The sequence below is a fragment of the Rhodoplanes azumiensis genome (assembly GCF_042682915.1).
In the GTDB taxonomy this organism is placed as follows: domain Bacteria; phylum Pseudomonadota; class Alphaproteobacteria; order Rhizobiales; family Xanthobacteraceae; genus Rhodoplanes; species Rhodoplanes azumiensis.
In genome coordinates this window covers 28,818-43,805 of the sequence record NZ_JBHUIW010000011.1, presented here as the reverse complement: position 1 = coordinate 43,805, position 14,988 = coordinate 28,818, and the positions used below count along the sequence as shown (strand labels likewise).

Annotated in this window: 15 protein-coding genes; 4 read left to right on the top strand and 11 right to left on the bottom strand. The window is 70.2% G+C overall.

Features of this window, described 5'->3' with window-relative positions; translation table 11 throughout:
• Positions 1-7: 7 nt before the first annotated feature.
• On the bottom strand, positions 8-901 hold the full coding sequence (locus tag ACFSOX_RS11200) for a hypothetical protein (RefSeq protein WP_378477895.1): 894 nt from the start codon (positions 899-901) through the stop codon (positions 8-10).
• A gap of 189 nt (positions 902-1,090) precedes the next feature.
• Between ACFSOX_RS11200 and ACFSOX_RS11195 the strand changes: the two genes are divergently transcribed.
• A complete protein-coding gene (locus tag ACFSOX_RS11195) occupies positions 1,091-2,116 on the top strand; it encodes a glycosyltransferase (RefSeq protein WP_378477894.1) in 1,026 nt (341 codons plus the stop codon).
• Here the strand turns inward: ACFSOX_RS11195 and ACFSOX_RS11190 are convergent.
• Positions 2,100-3,299: a glycosyltransferase family 4 protein gene (locus tag ACFSOX_RS11190; protein WP_378477893.1), complete on the bottom strand. Its 1,200-nt coding sequence runs from the start codon at positions 3,297-3,299 to the stop codon at positions 2,100-2,102. The genes ACFSOX_RS11195 and ACFSOX_RS11190 overlap by 17 nt on opposite strands.
• Entirely contained in the window at positions 3,296-4,456 is a 1,161-nt protein-coding gene (gene lptF, locus ACFSOX_RS11185; protein ID WP_378477892.1) for an LPS export ABC transporter permease LptF, read from the bottom strand. Before lptF ends, ACFSOX_RS11190 begins: the two co-directional genes overlap by 4 nt.
• 401 nt (positions 4,457-4,857) lie before the next feature.
• On the opposite strand from lptF, the gene ACFSOX_RS11180 reads away from it, so the two are divergent.
• The 3 genes from ACFSOX_RS11180 to ACFSOX_RS11170 all read left to right on the top strand — a co-directional run bounded on the left by ACFSOX_RS11180 (position 4,858) and on the right by ACFSOX_RS11170 (position 7,013).
• Complete coding sequence (locus tag ACFSOX_RS11180) at positions 4,858-5,559, top strand: DNA-3-methyladenine glycosylase family protein (protein ID WP_378477891.1); 702 nt, start codon at positions 4,858-4,860, stop codon at positions 5,557-5,559.
• Positions 5,556-6,242 carry an alpha/beta hydrolase gene (locus ACFSOX_RS11175; protein ID WP_378477890.1) on the top strand — a complete coding sequence of 229 codons (687 nt, stop codon included), beginning with the start codon at positions 5,556-5,558 and terminating at the stop codon, positions 6,240-6,242. Before ACFSOX_RS11180 ends, ACFSOX_RS11175 begins: the two co-directional genes overlap by 4 nt.
• Before the next feature lie 213 nt (positions 6,243-6,455).
• Entirely contained in the window at positions 6,456-7,013 is a 558-nt protein-coding gene (locus ACFSOX_RS11170) for an HNH endonuclease (protein ID WP_378477889.1), read from the top strand.
• Positions 7,014-7,134: 121 nt separating this feature from the next.
• Here ACFSOX_RS11170 and ACFSOX_RS11165 read toward each other — a convergent pair whose 3' ends face one another.
• The 8 genes from ACFSOX_RS11165 to ACFSOX_RS11130 form a co-directional block, all read right to left on the bottom strand.
• Positions 7,135-8,646, bottom strand: a complete 1,512-nt coding sequence (locus ACFSOX_RS11165) for a tripartite tricarboxylate transporter permease (protein ID WP_378477888.1) — start codon at positions 8,644-8,646, stop codon at positions 7,135-7,137.
• Between the two features lie 7 nt (positions 8,647-8,653).
• Positions 8,654-9,097 (bottom strand): tripartite tricarboxylate transporter TctB family protein, encoded by a 444-nt coding sequence (locus tag ACFSOX_RS11160; protein WP_378477887.1) that lies wholly within the window; start codon positions 9,095-9,097, stop codon positions 8,654-8,656.
• Between the two features lie 113 nt (positions 9,098-9,210).
• Entirely contained in the window at positions 9,211-10,182 is a 972-nt protein-coding gene (locus ACFSOX_RS11155; RefSeq protein WP_378477886.1) for a Bug family tripartite tricarboxylate transporter substrate binding protein, read from the bottom strand.
• A gap of 292 nt (positions 10,183-10,474) precedes the next feature.
• The gene (locus tag ACFSOX_RS11150) at positions 10,475-10,642 is read right to left on the bottom strand and encodes a hypothetical protein (protein ID WP_378477885.1); all 168 of its coding nucleotides are present in this window, start codon (positions 10,640-10,642) and stop codon (positions 10,475-10,477) included.
• Positions 10,643-10,714: 72 nt separating this feature from the next.
• Positions 10,715-11,881: an alpha-hydroxy acid oxidase gene (locus ACFSOX_RS11145; RefSeq protein WP_378477884.1), complete on the bottom strand. Its 1,167-nt coding sequence runs from the start codon at positions 11,879-11,881 to the stop codon at positions 10,715-10,717.
• Positions 11,882-12,087: 206 nt separating this feature from the next.
• Positions 12,088-12,873 (bottom strand): ABC transporter ATP-binding protein, encoded by a 786-nt coding sequence (locus ACFSOX_RS11140; RefSeq protein WP_378477883.1) that lies wholly within the window; start codon positions 12,871-12,873, stop codon positions 12,088-12,090.
• A complete protein-coding gene (locus ACFSOX_RS11135) occupies positions 12,870-13,643 on the bottom strand; it encodes an ABC transporter permease (RefSeq protein WP_378477882.1) in 774 nt (257 codons plus the stop codon). The genes ACFSOX_RS11140 and ACFSOX_RS11135 overlap by 4 nt, the downstream gene beginning before the upstream one ends.
• Positions 13,644-13,926: 283 nt before the next feature.
• Complete coding sequence (locus ACFSOX_RS11130) at positions 13,927-14,883, bottom strand: ABC transporter substrate-binding protein (protein ID WP_378477881.1); 957 nt, start codon at positions 14,881-14,883, stop codon at positions 13,927-13,929.
• Between the last annotated feature and the right edge of the window lie 105 nt (positions 14,884-14,988).

Sequence of the window (14,988 nt, the reverse complement as noted above, 5' to 3'; positions counted from 1 at the left end):
CGAGGCGTCAGGACGACGCCGGCTCCTTCTCGACGAAGGGCCGCATGGCAGCCGCGAGATGCGGCGCGATGAGTCCCTCGACCGTGTTGCGCTTCTCCTCGGCGAGCTCGGGGCGGCCCATCAGGCCGACCTCGTGCAGCCACGGGCCGACCCACTGCAGCGGACCGTCCTCGACGGCGAGGCCGGGGCGGAACGGCACGAAGCGGGTCTCGGCCTCCTCCAAGGCGGAAAGGTCGAGGCGGCTGTACAGCGGATCCCAGTTGCCGCCGCCGGTGTCGAGGCCCAGGAACCAGTCCTGGCCGAAGTCGAGCGGCAGATCGGCGACCTTGTCGAACCGGAACATGCAGAAGCCGGCCCACAGGAACCAGCGGCTGCCGATGCGACGCACCTGGCCGTAGCAGGCCTGCCGAGCGAGCGGCGCGAACGGGTCGTCCCGCCCGGTCGGGAACAGGTCGTCGTCGATGAAGCCGAAGGCGGCCGGAGCGGCCGGGCGGATCAGGTTGTGCCAGGTCCAGTTGAGCGCGAGGCCCTGCGAGCGGCTCGCCGCCTTGCCGGTCCACGGATTGCGCGGCAGCTGCAGGTAGTGCGCTTCCTCGGCCCGGGCGACGTGCTGGATCCGGGCCGCCGTGGCGTCGTCGGGCGAGTTGTCGACGACGACGTGGACGACGTCCGGCACGTAGTGGCGGATCAGGGCGATCTGCCAGCGGGCGGCGTTGACGTCGGCGAAGGCGATCGTCACCAGGGCGTTGCGGCCGGCGATCGCGGCGACGACGGCCGCGAGGTCGCCGGCGGCGGGCGGCTTGCGGCGATAGGCGGAGTCGACGGCGCGGTCGCGCGCCGTCTTGAGGGACTGCACGAGCGGCCGCAACCGGAGCCACTCGAGCCAGCTATAGTCGGACATCGCCCGCGGCATGCTTCCTCATACGGAATCGGGTCCGCTTGCGCCAGTCTCGGGTTTGCCGGAGGCGGTCCGCGCGCACACCGGCCGGAAGCGGCGGGATCGCCGCCGCGATCCGCGGCGACTATAGTAACCCGCCAATTCGGCGAGGGTTCGGCGACGGTTCCGATGGCGGGTGCGGTGACGGTTTCGGTGGTCCTGCCGGTTCGCGACGGCGGACCGTTCCTGCGCGAGGCGCTCGACAGCGTGCTCGGGCAGGACATGACCGACCTCGAACTGCTCGCCGTCGACGACGGCTCGACCGACGACACGCCGGCGATTCTCGCCGCCGCGGCGGCGCGCGACCCGCGCCTGCGGCTGTTCGCGACCGGCGGACGCGGCCTCGTCGCGGCCCTGAACACGGGCATCGACGCGGCGCGGGGCGACTACCTGGCCCGGCTCGACGCCGACGACGTCGCGATGCCGAACCGGCTGTCCCGTCAACTCTCCGCGATGACGGCGCGGCCTCGCCTCGGGCTGCTCGGCGCATGGGCCGAGACGATCGACGCCGAGGGGCGGCCGATCGGCCGCCTGACGCCGGAGACCGATCCGCACAGGCTCGCCGCGATCCTCGAGCGGACCAACCCGTTCATTCACTCCTCGCTGATGCTGCGCACCGACCTGGTCCGCCGGCTCGGCGGTTACAGGGCCGCGTTCGAGGCGGCCGAGGACCACGACCTGTGGCTGCGGATCGCCGAGGTCGCCGAGGTCGCCAACCTGCCGGAACCGCTGATCCGCTACCGCTGGCACGGCGGCAACGTGACCAGCCGCAAGGAGGTCCGGCAGTGCTTCTCGGTCCGGCTGGCGTGCCGCGCCGCCGCGGCCCGCCGCGCCGGCCTGCCGGATCCGGCCGATGCGCTCGCCGGCCCGCCCGACCTGTTCGACCCGGACGCCGAGCACGGCCCCTTCGCCGAGGATGTCCGGCTCTACCGGGTGCTGGCGCTGGCCGATTCGTCGGCCCGCCTGCCGGCCGGGCCGATCGGCCTCGGCCCGCTGCTGGCGCCACCGACGCCGCTGTCGCACCGGGAGCGCAAGCTCGCCCAGAAGGCCTTGCTGACGCTGATGAAACGGCCCGGCTCCGGCGACCTCGGGCGGCCCGCGCTGCTGTGGCACATGGTGCGGCTGCACCCGGCCCGGGCGGTCGCGCTCGCCGTCGGTGCACTCAGCGGCCGCGCCTGAGCGCCGCGCGTTCGGCGGCGACCGCCAGGATCGCCTCGGCCGCCGCCTCGCGGCCGGTGTAGAGTTCGGGGGTCTCGCCATAGGCGGCGCCGTTCGCCGACCAGGCCGCCCGGCGGGCGGGATCCGCCGCCGTCGCCAGCGCCGCGGCGAGGTCGGCCTCGGCGAACGGCTCGGGCAGCACGAGGCCCGCCTCGGCGAGGGCGACATGCTCGGCATAGCCGCAGATCCCGGAGGTGATCACGGGCAGGCCGTTGATCACCGCTTCCAGGATCACGGTGCCGGTGATGTCGAGCCTGGCCGGATGGACCAGCAGGTCGGCCGCCGCCATCACGGCCGGCACGTCCTCGCGATGGCCGAGCCAGCGAATCCGCTCGGCGACGCCGTGCTGTTTCGCGAGCTTGAGGGTGCTGCGCGCCGCCTTGTCGCCGGCGGCGAGCCCGGCGACCAGCAGGCGCGCCCCCGGGCGGCCCGCGAGCGCCGCGACGGTGCGGTCGAGCCCCTTGGTGGCCGGCTGCACGGCGACGGCGAGCCACGCGATCTCGTCGCCGAGGCCGAGCGCGGCGCGCAGCCGCTCCCGGGTGCCGTCGTGGCGCAGGCGCGGCTGGCGACGATCGCGCGCGGCGGTCGGCGGCAGCACCGTGATGCGGTCGGGCTCGGTGCCCCAGGCGGCCCGGTAGGCCGCCGCCTGCGGGCGGGCGAGCAGGAGGAGCCGGGTCGGCATACCGGGCGCGAAGGCGCCGGCCTCCAGCCGGCGGAACGTGCGATAACGCGGCAGCAGCGCGCGCCAAGACAGGCGGTGGATCCGGGCCGCGATCGACGGGTCGGCGCAGTAGAGGAGGTCGAGCCCCGGCATCTTGTTGAAGCCGACCATGGCGTCGAAGTTCGGCGAAGCCGCGGCGACTGCCGCCGCGAAGGCCGCCTGGACACCGTGATTGGTCCGCCCCGTGACGGGCAAGATCTCGACCGCGAGGTCGTCGGCGAAGCCGCCGGCGGCCCGCTCCGCCGTCAGGATCGTGACGGCGGCGCCGCGCTCCCGCACGGCGCGCGCGATGGCGAGACAGTCGCGCTGCAGGCCGCCGCCGGGAAACAGCTTGACCACGGCGAGCGCGACGCGCGGTCGGGCACGCTCCGCCGCGACGAGCGCCTGGCCGCCGCCGGCGCGATTGGCGACGTCGAGGCTCACCGCCAGGCCGGACGGGGCAGCCGCGCGAGCAGTCGACTGCGCAGCAGGGCGAGATCGAGCGTGACGTCGCGCTCGAGCCCGCGGCCCGTGTAGATGGCGAACAGGCCGAGCCCGATGGCGCCGAGCAGCACCGGATACAGCAGATAGAGGGCGACCGGCGTGCTCTGGCCGACCGCCATGCAGGCGAAGCCGAGGATTCGCAGCGCGAACACGCCGACGATCACCACGGCGGTCGAGCCGACGCGGCCCTGGCGGGTCGAGCGTGGCGTGCACATCAGCATGTAGGCGAGCACCACGAAGGCGATCGGATAGAGCGGCGCCACGAGCCGGTCGTTGAGCTCGACCCGGAACTGGTTGGGCGAGGTCTTGAGCAGCTTGTCGTCGGGATCGGGGAACAGAAGCTCCCACAGATAGCGCTCCCGCAGGCCGTAGGAGACCCGGTTCGCCACCGTGTAGGGCGACAGGTCGAAGGCGTAGCGCTCGAACTTGACCATGGTCGGGTCGCGGTCGGAGGCGCGGCGGCGCTGCACCCAGCCGTCGGTCATCACCAGATAGGTGCCGCGTCCGGTCTGCACGATGTTGCCCTGCTCGGCCAGGATGGTGGCGCGCTCCTTGGAGTCGCGGAAGTCGTCGATCAGGATGCCGCCGAACTGGCTGTCGGTCTTCTTCTCGCGGATGTGGAAGGTGAGGCCGCGCTCGATCGACGTGAACGTCCCGGGCCGCACGATGTTGGCGACCACGTCGGCCCGCACCTTGGCGAGGCGGTCGTTCATCTCGCGCTGCAGGAACGGCGACAGGAAGACCGCGATGAAGGCGACCAGCAGCGACACCACGGCGGCCAGCATGGCGAAGGGTCGGAACAGACGTCCCGGCGACACCCCGGCGGCGCTCATCACCACGAGCTCGGAATCGCCGTTGAGCTTGGTCAGCGTGTAGACGACCGCGATCAGCATGGCGATCGGCGCCAGGATCAGCATCAGGGTCGGGATGATCATGCTGGTGATGCCGATGAAGGTCAGCACCGTCTGACCCTGGCCCGTGATCAGGTCGATCTGGCGCAGGATCTGGGTGACCCAGATCACCCCGGTCAGGCTGAACAGGACCAGCAGGAACATGTTGAACCCGGTCCTGAAGACGTACTTGTCCAGCGAATCCATCGGCGCTCGTCTCGGGGCACGGCGCGTGCGGCCGGCACGGTCATAGACCCAGCGTTATAGGCGATGTCGTGGCGCTTGGCACCTCGACCGCATGCCCGGACCCGGACCCACGCCTCGTACACACGCCTCGTACACACGCCTCGTACCCACGCCTCGTGCCCGGGTCGCGTGTCCCGGTCGCGTGCCCCGGACAAGGTGCGCCAGGCCGCAGGCCTGACACACCGCAGAGCCGGGGCCCAGCGGCGGCACCTGTCGGCGGTGCGGGCCGGACGCGTCGTCATGTCGCCCCTGGGTTCCGGCTCGGGATGCATCGCTCGCGCCCTGCACCCGTCCGGGACACGGATCGAATCGCGGTGGCAAATCGGTTGGCGGCCCGGCCCCGCCCGGCCTATGTCTCGGCCATGGCCCCCGCCCCGCCCGCCTCTCCTGCCCTCCTGCGCCTCGACACCGAGGCCGACATCGACGCCGGGCTCGCGCATCTCGTCGCCGCCGATCCGCGGCTCGCCGCCGTGCTGGCGGCGGGTGGGCGGCCGCCGCTGCGGCGTCGGCCCGGCGGCTTTCCCGGCCTCGCCGCGACCGTGCTGGGCCAGCAGCTCTCGACCGCCAGCGCCGCCGCCATCGGAGCGCGGCTGTTCGCCGCCATCGACCCGTTCGAGCCGAAGGCGGTGCTGCGCAGCCGCGACACGACGCTGGCCCGGATCGGCCTGTCGGCGCCGAAGATCAAGGCCCTCAAGGAGATCGCCCGGGCGCTGCGGGACGGTGCCCTCGACCTCGACGCGGTCGCCGCGCTGCCGGCCGACGCGGCGCATGCGGCGCTGGTCGCCGTGCACGGCATCGGGCCGTGGACGGCCGACAGCTACCTCCTGTTCTGCCTCGGCCACGCCGACGCCTGGCCGGCCGGCGACCTCGCCCTGCAGGAGGCGCTGCGGATCGCCTTCGTGCTCGACGCCCGCCCGACGACCAAGCAGATGGGGCCGCTCGCCGAGCCGTGGCGACCGTGGCGCGGAGTGGCGGCTTTCCTGCTGTGGACGTATTATCGCACCATCAAGCAGCGCGATCCCGTGCTGCCGGCCCCGCCCGTCCCGGCGGAACGAGGAGCATGACCGTGGCAACGATCGACGGCCCGCGCCTGGCGCCGCGCTCGCAAAAACCGGCGCGCCAGCTCGTCGTCTTCCTCCACGGCTACGGGGCCGACGGCAACGACCTCATCGACATCGGCCGGATGTGGCAGGCGATCCTGCCCGACGCCGCCTTCGTGTCGCCGCACGCCCCACGCCCCTGCGGACAGGCGCCGGTCGGCCGCGAGTGGTTCCCGTTGACCTTCCGGTCGCCGGGCGAGCGCTGGCGCGGCGTGCAGGCCGCCGCCCCGGTCCTCGACCAGTTCCTCGACCAGGAGCTCGCTCGCCACGGCCTGCCGGGCTCGGCCCTCGCCCTGGTCGGCTTCAGCCAGGGCACCATGATGGCGCTCCATGTCGGCCTGCGGCGCGCCGTCGCGCCCGCCGCCATCGTCGGCTTCTCCGGCATCCTCGTCCTGCCGAACGACGCCGGCGCCGAAGCGGCCGAGGCGGTCGCGGGCGCGATCACGGCTCGGCCGCCCGTTCTCCTCGCGCACGGCTCAGACGACGACCTGATCCCGGTCCAGGCCTTGCTCGACGCGGCGAACGGGCTGGGAAAGCTCGGGATTCCGGTCGAGTGGCACATCTCCTACGGGATCGGCCACGGCATCGACGAGGACGGACTCTCGCTCGCCGGCGGCTTCTTGGCGCGCCGCTTCGCTGGACGCTGACCGAGGTTCCGCCGTCGGCCGGGCCGGGCCCGGCGATTCGTCGTCGGTAGGCCGCGCGCGCGGTGCCAGGGCGACCGCGCGCCGACGCCGATTTCACAGGCGCTTCCGCACGGCTTCACAAGCTTGTCACGGCTGCCTATAAGATACGGGGTGCTGGTTTGCTGCGCTGCAGCGGTACCGCGCTGCGGCGCCCCGAAACGAGGTGGAGGGGCGTTGAACGCTCACACGTCGCCGAGCGGATGGCCGGTTCTCGTGCTCAACGCCGACTTCCGTCCGCTGAGCTACTATCCCCTGTCGCTGTGGTCGTGGCAGGACGCGATCAAGGCGGTGTTCCTGGACCGGGTGAACATCGTCGCACATTACGACAAGGCCGTGCACAGCCCCTCCCTGGAGCTGCGCATCCCCAGCGTCGTCTCGCTGAAGACCTTCGTGAAGCCGACCACCAACCCCGCATTCACGCGGTTCAACGTCTTCCTGCGCGACCGATTCTCCTGCCAGTACTGCGGCAGCCACGACGACCTCACCTTCGACCACGTGATCCCGCGCTCGCGCGGCGGCCAGACAACCTGGGACAACGTCGTCACGGCCTGCGCGACCTGCAACCTGCGCAAGGGCAGCAAGACCCCGCACGAGGCCGGGATGAAGCCGGGCCAGCTCCCCTTCCAGCCGAGCGTCAACCACCTGCACCGCAACGGCCGCCTGTTCCCGCCCAACTACCTGCACGACAGTTGGCTCGACTATCTCTACTGGGACACCGAGCTCGATCCGTGAGGCCCGGCGGCGGCGTGCGACGGTGCCCGCCGGGGCGCCTCTCGCAACGACCACGGCCGGTCCCGCGGAACCAGGACCGGCCGCCGCGCTTGCCGTTCGCGACGATCGACCTTCCCGCCGGCTACTTCTCCGCCATCACGCCGGTGAGCTTGGAGCGGGTCAGCTCCAGCCAGGCGGCGCTGCCGATCGACAGCACGATCAGCGACACCAGAACCCAGGAGATCGGGTTCGCCAGCATGTGCAGCAGCACCGGGCCGTCGGCGAGCTGCACGGCCTGGCGGAAGCCCTGCTCGGCGAGCGGCCCGAGGATCATGCCGAGCACCATGGGGGCGGCCGAGAAGCCGGTCTTGCGCATCAGGTAGCCGAGGATGCCGAACGCCAGCATGGTGTAGACGTCGTAGACGTTGTTGCCGAGCGAGTACGACCCGACGATCGACAGGACGATCACCGAGATGATCAGGATCGTGTTGGGGAGCCGTGCCACCACGCCCATGTAGCGGCACATCGCCATGCCGACGAAGCCCATCACGACGTTGGCGATCAGGAAGCCGACGCAGACCGTGTAGGTGAAGTGAGCGTGCTCGGTGAACAGGGTGCGGCCGGGCTGCATGCCGTGCAGCACCAAGGCGCCGAGCAGGATGGCGGCCGACGGACTGCCCGGGATGCCGAGCGTGAGCAGCGGGATGATGGCGCCGCCCGTGGTCGCGTTGTTGGCGCTCTCCGAGGCGGCGACGCCGCGGATCGAGCCCTTGCCGAAGTCCGGATCGTTCTTGGCGAACCGCTTCGCCTCGTTGTAGGCCGTCCACGAGCCGATGTCGCCGCCGGCACCCGGCAGGATGCCGATGACGACGCCGATGACGGACGAGCGCCACAGCGTCGGCTGGATGAATCTGAACTCGGCCCAGGTCGGCAAGAGCCGCCACTCGCCGCCGGCCGTCTGCTCGGCCTCCTGGATGGTGTTGTGCGGCCGCTCGCACATCAGCAGCGCCTGCGACAGCGAGAACAGCCCGATGACGGCCGGCACGAAGCCGATCCCGCCCTGCAGGTCGTAGATGCCGAAGGCGAACCGCGGATAGCCCGAATCGAGATCGAGGCCGACCGTGCTGATGGCGACGCCGACCGCGCCGGACAAGAGCCCCTTGATCATGTTTCCGCTGGCGAGCGTGCCGATCACCGAGATGCCGAACACGGCGAGCCAGAAATACTCGGCGGGACCGAACTTGAGCGACAGGAGCGACAGCGGCGGCGCGATGGCGATGAGCGCTGCCCCGCTCAACAGGCCGCCGAACACCGAGGCGAAGGTGGAGATGCGGATCGCCTTGTTGAACTCGCCCTTGCGGGTCAACGCGAAGCCGTCGATGGCGGTCGCCGCCGAGGCCGAGGTGCCGGGCGTGTGCAGCAGGATCGCCGAGAAGGAGCCGCCGTAGATCGCCGCCGTGTAGAGGCTCACCAGCATGATCAGGGCCGAGACCGGGTCCATCCCGAAGGTGAGCGGCAGCACCAATGCGATGCCGAGATTGGAGCTGAGCCCCGGCATGGCGCCGATGATCAGGCCGGTCACCACGCCGGCCAGCATGACGGCGAGATGGGCGGGCGTGAAGGCGTCGGCGACGACGGTCAGGAGCATGTCCATGACGGCCTCACAAGACCGGCGGCCGCAGCGTGAGCGGCACGGCGAGCACGACGACGAAGACCCCGTAGACCACCACCAGCAGGACGACGGTGGCGAAGACGTACCAGCCGAGCGCGCGGACGCCGAGGATCGGGACCAGCACGGCCGCGAGCAGGATCATCCCCAGGAAGAAGCCGACATAGGTCGCCGCCGCGAGCGCGAGCGCCGTCGCCAGGAAGGCCAGGATCGGCCGGATCATCACGGCGGGGGTCGTCCCGCCCTCGCCGGCCCCGCCGGCTGCCGCCGCCGGAAGCAGGCTGCGCCCGACCATCAGGGCCGAGAGGACGCAGACGATCACGAGCATCACCCGCGGAAACAGGCGCGCCATCTCGGGATAGTCGTCCGAGATGCGCCAGAGGACGGCACAGGATCCGATCAGCGCGACGCCGACGATGCGGTTGACCCAGAGCACGGCAGGCTCCGATCCGATGCGAAGGGGGTGCGCGAGGGAAAGCGCGGCGAGGAGCGATCGAGACGAACGGTCGGCGGCGGAAGGACGCGCCTCCCGCCGCCGCCGCCGACGGGCTACCAGCCCATCAGATCCTTCACGGTCTGCTCGTTGTCCTTGAGGAACTTCCGGTAGGCGTCGCCCTTGATGGAGCGCAGCTCGAGGAACAGGCTGTCGGCCTTCTCCTGGTGCTCCTTCGAGGTGACGACCTTGTCGAGCCAGGCGACGAGCTTCTCCTCGACGTCCTTCGGAAGACCGGCCGGACCGGCGATGCCGCGCGACACCGAGGCCTCGATGTCGTAGCCCTGCTCCTTGAAGGTCGGGCTGGTCGGCAGGAAGCGCGACCTCGTCGGCGACATCACGCCGAGCACCCTGAGCTGGTTGTCCTTCACCTCGGTGACGATCTCGCTCAGATTGCAGGCCAGAACCTGGACGTGATTGCCCAGCACCTGCGATTTCGATTCGGGCGTCGCCTTGTTGTGGATGACCTTGAACTTCGCTCCGGTCATGCGCTCGAGCTGCATGATGGCGAGATGCTCGTCGCCGCCGACGCCGTGCGCCGTGATGCTGATGGTGCCGGGCTTTTCCTTGGCCGCCTCGACCAGATCCTTCACGGTCTTGTATGGGCTTCCGGGCACGACCGTGATCACGACGTAGTCGATCACGTGATTGATCAGCGGCGTGAAGCTCTCCAGCCGCTCCTTGCGGCCGAGCTTGGGATCGAGATAGCCCATGTAGAAGCTCGGGGCGTTGAGCAGGCCGAGCGTGTAGCCGTCCGGCTTCGCCGAGGCGAGCGTGCCCCAGCCGGTCCAGCCGCCGCCGCCGGTGATGTTCTGGACGATCACCGGCTGCTTCACCAGCGGCTCGAGATCCTTGGAGAGCAGGCGCGCGCCGATGTCGGTGCCGCCGCCGGCGCCGTAGGGCACGACGAGGGTCAGGTTCTTGTCGGGGAACTCGGCGCGGGCCGACTCCGGCGCGGCCGCGAGGGCGACGGCCGCCAGCGCGGCGGCGGTGCCGAGGACGACGTGAAAACGTTTCATGAAGGTCATTGCGGTCCTCCCTGGGTCGGGACCGGACGAGCGTCCGGTGCGGGCCGACGGGCGTCATGGACGTGATGCGGCCGACGACCGGACGGTCCGCCGCGAGCAGGCCAGGCAAGCTGCATTTCGAAGAAACGCCTCATCATATGCGCAATCGGCGACGGTGCCAGCGGCGCACCGTCGCGCCTGCTTTGCATGCAAGCTCGCGTTTGCAGTGCAGCGACATGGAAGAGCCGAGCCGGACGGGCAGTCGAACGAAGATGACGCCTCCGGGCGTCACCGTACAGGACCGGCATCCTGATCAGATGATCACAAGACGAGCCGTGCTGCCGACCACCCCGTCAGCTCGCGAACAACATTCGAGGTCGTCGAGAACATCGCTGGCCGCGTCGCGCCGGCCGCCGTGCGCGGCCGGTCGACGGTCGCCGGCCGCGCCGGAGCCGTGCGAGGTCCGGGCCTTCGGAGTCATGAGCCTTTCGCCGAGCTGATCCCCGGAAAGCGAAACACCCGCGCTCGCGACGGTGCGGCAGACTGGGCGGGCTCAGCTCCGGTCTGCGCGGGAGTCCATCCTTCGCAGGACGCTCGATCTTGCCGCCTTCAGCTCGTCGATCGCGCCGAGGCCCATCAAGGCGAGCGTGATGGACAGCTCGGTGGAGAGAATCTCGATCGCCCGCGTCACGCCCGCCTCGCCGTCGGCGGCGAGCGCGAAGGCGTAGGCGCGGCCGAGCAGCACGCCCGAGGCGCCGAGCGCCAGAGCCTTGACGATGTCGGTGCCGCGCCGGATGCCGCCGTCGAGCAGCACCTCGAAATCCGGCCCGACTGCCGCGACGATCTCGGGCAGCACCGAGATCGTCGCGGCGACGCCGTCGAGCTGCCGGCCGCCGTGGTTGGAGACGACGACCGCGTTCGCCCCGGCGTCGCGCGCCTTGCACGCATCGGCCGCCGACAGCACGCCCTTGATCACGAGCCTGCCGGGCCAGCGCGCCCGCAGCCGGTCCACCTCGGCCCAGCTCACCGTGCGGTCGATGCGGCGCGACAGATTCACGGCCTGCTCCAGCGCGCCCTTGCCGAACTCGGGGTGCTTTTCCAAAGCCTCGACAGCGGGGAGGCCGTGCCGCAGAAGATCGAGAAACCACGCCGGCTTCGCGAGCATCGAGAGCAGCATCGCCGGCGTCGGGCGGCGCGCCGAGCGGAACTTGTTGCGCACGTCGCGCTCGCGGATCGCCGTGACGGTGCAGTCGACGGTGAGAAACAGCGTCGTCACGCCGGCCGCCGTCGCGGCGGCCAGGAGTTCGTCGCCGAGGCCGCGGTCGTCCAGCATGTAGAGCTGGAAGTGGAGATCACCGCCCGCCTCGCGTGCGAGCCGCTCGATCGAGGCGACCGAGAAGGTCGACAGGCAGAACGGGATCTGCGCCGCCCGCGCGGCCCGCGCGGCGAGGATCTCGCCGCCGCCGCGATAAAGCCCGAGGAAGCCGACCGGCGCCAGCATGAAGGGCAGCGCATGACGCGCGCCGAGAAATTCAGTCGCGAGATCGGGAATGCGGGCGCTCGCCAGGACACGCTGTTCGATGGCCCACGCGTCGTAGCCACGCCGGTTCTCGCGCAGCGTCGTCTCCGAGAAGCTGCCGCCGTCGATGTAGTCGAAGAAGATCTTCGGCAGGCGCCGCTGCGCGGCCTCGCGCATGTCGTCGATGTTGACGATGGTCATGGTCGATCTTTCTACCGGTCCGCAATCGCTCGCCGGCAACTATGCTTCCGGGATCCCCGCCCCTCCCCGTCATCCTGATGTGCTCGCCGAAGGCGAGCCTCGACGGATGCGGCGCCGAGCTGAGTGAGGGCACGGCACGGACCGTCGCCCTTCGAGGCCCGGCTTCGCCCGGCACCTCAGGGTGACGGAGCAACTCGAAGCGCCCCTCAATGCTCCGTCGCGGCCAGCACCGCCTCGGCGCGGATCTCCTCGGTGAGGCGCGCCTTCAGCTCGGAGAACGCCGCCGTGGTCTTCATGTGATAGTCGCGCGGATGCGGCAGATCGACCGCGATCTCGGTCTTGATGCGGCCCGGCCGCGCCGTCATCACGATCACGCGCGAGGCGAGGAAGATCGCCTCCTCGATGTCGTGGGTGACGAACATCACGGTCTTCTTCTCGCGCTCCCAGATGGCGAGCAGCATCTCCTGCATCAGCCCGCGGGTCTGGGTGTCGAGGGCGCCGAACGGCTCGTCGAGCAGCAGGATCTCGGGATCGTTGGCGAGCGCGCGGGCGATCGCGGTGCGCTGCTGCATGCCGCCCGAGAGCTGTTTCGGCCAGTGATGCTCGAAGCCCTTCAGCCCGACCTTCTGGACGTAGTCGGCGACGATCTCGGCGCGTTGCTTCTCCGGCATGCCGCGCTCCGACAATCCGAACGCGATGTTCTCGGCGACGGTGAGCCAGGGGAACAGCGTGTATGACTGGAACACCATGCCGCGGTCGGCGCCCGGTCCTTTCACCTCGCGGCCGTCGAGCATCACGCGCCCGGTGGTCGGCCGGTCGAGACCGGCGACGATACGCAAGAGCGTCGACTTCCCGCAGCCGGACGGGCCGAGCACCGTGATGAAGTCGTTCTTCTCGACCGCGATGGTGGTCGGCTCGAGCGCGCGCGTCGGACCGGCGCCGCGGCGGCCGGGAAACTGGCGCGAGACGCCCTCGACGAGAAGCTGGGTCATGCGAACTTCCACGGGAACAGGCGGTGGTTCGCGGCCTTGAACAGGAAGTCCGAGACCAGCCCGATGACGCCGATGACGATGATGCCGAAGATGATCTGGCCGGTGGCGAGCAACGCCTGGCTGTCGACGATCATGTGGCCGATGCCCGACGACGCGCCGATCAGCTCGGCGACGATCACGTAGGTCCAGGCCCAGCCCAGCACGAGGCGCAGGATTTCGGCGATCTCGGGCGCGTTGGCCGGCAGCATCACGCGGGCGACGATGCCGCGGTCGCCGGCGCCGAGCGTGTAGGCCGCCTCGACCAGATCGCGCCGCGTCGCGCCGATCGACACGGCGACCATCAGGACGATCTGGAACACCGAGCCGATGAAGATGACGAGCAGCTTCTGCAGCTCGCCGGTGCCGGCCCACAGGATCAAGAGCGGGATGAAGGCGGAGGCCGGCAGGTAGCGGGCGAAGGAGACGAACGGCTCGAAGAACGCCTCGATCGGCTTGTAGGCGCCCATGGCGATGCCGAGCGGCACCGCGACCAGGGTGGCGAGCACGAAGCCGCCGACGACGCGCCACACCGTCATGCCTATGTCGTGCAGGAAATCGTAGCGCACGAACAGCGTCCAGCCGTCGTGCAGCATGGTCAGCGGGTCGGCGAGAAAGGTCTTCGAGACGTAGCCCCCGAAGGTCGCGAACGACCAGGCGGCGAACAGGAGCACGAAGAACAGGATGCCGAGGACGATCTTGGCCGTGTTGCCGACCGGCTCGAGCGGTTTCATGGCGGGTCTCGTTCGGGTCGGCCGGGCCGGAAAAAAGACGCGGAGGGGGTCCGGGTAGAAGACGCGGGAGCGCGGCGGAGTCAACCGGGTGAAACGCAACCCGGACTGTCGTTTCGACGACACCGGCGGCCCTCGTGGTCAGTAGCGCACCGCGCGGTGCGGTCGCGAACCACGAGCCCCCCGAAACAGGGCCGCCCTCGCCCCTCGAGGCCCGGCTTCGCCGGGCACCTCAGGGCGAGGGCGGAGAGCGTGTTGCCCGGCCGACGTCGCGCGGGCGAAGAAATCACTTCACGAAGCTGTCGTCGACGATCGCCTTGATGTCGGGCTTCTGCTTGATGATGCCGGCCTCGAGCAGGATGGCGGCGGCCTCCTCGGAGAACCTGAAGATCTCGTCGGCCATGAACTTTTGGTTCGCCGCCTTGTCCTGCCAGCGCAGATAGGCGGCCGACTTGCCGAACTGCTCGCCCGACTGCTTCACGTCGGCGCCCATGATCTCGTAGGCCTTGTCCTTCTCCTTGGCGATCATGTCGAGCGCCTGGAAGTAGCTGTCGGCGAGCGCCTTGGCGGCCTTGGGATTGTCGGCCAGGAACTTCGGCGTGCAGCCGACCGTGTCGAGGATCATCGGGTAGTCGAGCGTCGTCGCGATGATCTTGCCGGCCTCCGGCTTCTCGCGCACCGCGCTGAGATAGGGCTCGTAGGTCATGGCGGCGTCGTTCTGGCCGGCCAGGAACGCCTGCGCGGCCGGACCCGGCTCCATGTTGACGATGGTCACGTCCTTGAGGGTCAGGCCGTTCTTCTTGAGGAACCAGGCGAGCGTGAAGTAGGGCGCCGTGCCGGGCGCCGAGGCGGCGACCGTCTTGCCCTTGAGGTCGGGGATCGTCTTGATGTCGTTGCGCACCACCATGCCGTCGGCGCCATACGACTTGTCGAGCTGGAAGATCTGCTTGGTGGCGATGCCGGCGGCGTTCCACACGATCCAGGTCTCGACCGTCGTCGCCGCGCACTGGATGTCGCCGGCCGCGATGGCGAGGTGCCGGTCCTTCTGCGGAATCTTCTTCAGCGTGACGTCGAGGCCGTTCTTCTCGAAGATGCCGGCCTTGGCGGCGAGGGTGAGCGGCGCGAAGCCGGTCCACCCCGAGATGCCGAGGCCCACCTTGGTGAGCGGCGCCTGCGCCTGCGCCGCCGTCACGACGCCGAAAGCCGCGACACACGCGATCGCGGATAGCTTGAAAAACCGCATGGGATCTCCCCGCGTTGAAAATTCCGGCGGATTTGAACAGAAGGGCGAAGTGGTGTCAAATGTATAGACATAATGCAGGTTGCCGCGTTTCTGTGCAGGCGACGC